Source organism: Oceanicella sp. SM1341 (assembly GCF_003448965.1).
Classification (GTDB): domain Bacteria; phylum Pseudomonadota; class Alphaproteobacteria; order Rhodobacterales; family Rhodobacteraceae; genus Paroceanicella.
In genome coordinates this window covers 1-1,359 of the sequence record NZ_QRGC01000081.1, presented here as the reverse complement: position 1 = coordinate 1,359, position 1,359 = coordinate 1, and the positions used below count along the sequence as shown (strand labels likewise).

General features: G+C 71.8%; 2 protein-coding genes. Both read left to right on the top strand.

Going from position 1 to position 1,359, the window contains the following annotated elements; translation table 11 throughout:
- The first annotated feature begins 14 nt into the window (after window positions 1-14).
- Entirely contained in the window at window positions 15-149 is a 135-nt protein-coding gene (locus tag D3P35_RS27060) for a phage head-tail joining protein (RefSeq protein ID WP_370032652.1), read from the top strand.
- A 2-nt stretch (window positions 150-151) separates the two neighbouring features.
- On the top strand, window positions 152-1,359 hold a 1,208-nt coding region (locus tag D3P35_RS25765), incomplete at its 3' end, for a phage portal protein (protein WP_118138779.1).

Below are 1,359 nucleotides of genomic sequence, written 5' to 3'. Positions count from 1 at the left end.
TGAGCAGCGCCTCGCTGAACGGCGAGAGCGTGACCTTCCGCTCGCTCACCGAGATGCGCGCGACCTTGCGGATGATCGAAGAGGAGCTCGCCGGCGCGCAAGGCCCGAGCATCTCCGTCACCTATCCGCGCACCACGCGGGGCCTGTGAGCATGAACCTGCTCGACAGGCTCGTGATGGGCGTGTCGCCCGAGCGGGGCCTTGCCCGCGTCCAGGCAAAGGCCCGGGCGGCTGCGGTGATGAACTACGACGCCGCCACGAAGGGGCGGCGCACCTATGGCTGGAAGGCCCCGGCGAGCTCGGCCGACACGGCGGCAACCGGCAGCCGGGCGCAGCTGCGCAATCTCGCGCGGGACATGATCCGCAACCGCGCCTTCGCCGCCCGCGCGCAGATGGTCGTCACCGCCAACGTGGTCGGCACCGGCATCATGCCCTCGGTGGTGGCCGACGATGACGCCACCCGCGACCGCGTCGGCGAGGTGATCCGGGCCCACCTGATGACGCCCGCGATCGACGCCTACGGCGAGCACGCGCTGCCGAGCCTGCAGCGCATCGTGATGAACGCGGTCTTCGAGGACGGCGAGGTGCTCGTCCTGCGCCGGTTCCGAGCCGCGCCCTTTGAGGCCGGCCTGCCGCTGCCGTTCCAGCTGCAGGTGATGGAGGCCGATCACCTCGACACCTCGATCACCAGTTACGGCCGGAACCAGGTGATCGAGGGCGTGGAGATCGGACCCACCGGCCGGATCACCGCCTACCACCTCTTCGACCATCACCCGGGCGATGCCGCCTGGTGGGCGCGGCGCTCGATGACCTCGCGCCGGGTGGCGGCCTCGGAGGTGCTGCACGTGCGCCGGGCCGACCGGTCGGGGCAGCTGCGCGGGGTGACCTGGCTGGCACCCGTCATGATGACGCTGGGCGAGCTCTCCGACTACCAGGAGGCGCAGATCCTCAAGCAGCGCATGGCCTCGCTGCTCGCCGCGGTGGTCACCACCGAGGAGGGCGGCGCGAGCTGGAAGGGCGCCGGCCTCGAGGAGCTGGCGCCGGGCGCGGTCGTGGGCCTCGAGCCCGGGCAGGACGTGACGTTCAGCGAGCCGCCGAAGCTCGACGGCTACGAGGGCTTCATGCGCCAGGGGCTGGCGGCGGTGGCGATGGGGATCGGCATCACGCTCGAATCCCTCTCCGGCGATCTCTCCGGGGTGAACTACTCCTCCGGCCGCATGGGGCGGATGGAGATGGACCGGCTGATCGAGACCTGGCAGCAGCAGGTGATCATCGCGCAGTTCTGCGAGGGCGTGGCGCGCTGGCTCGCCGAGGCCTGGCCGCTGGCCGGGGCGCGCAGCCCGGTGCGCGCCCTCACCGC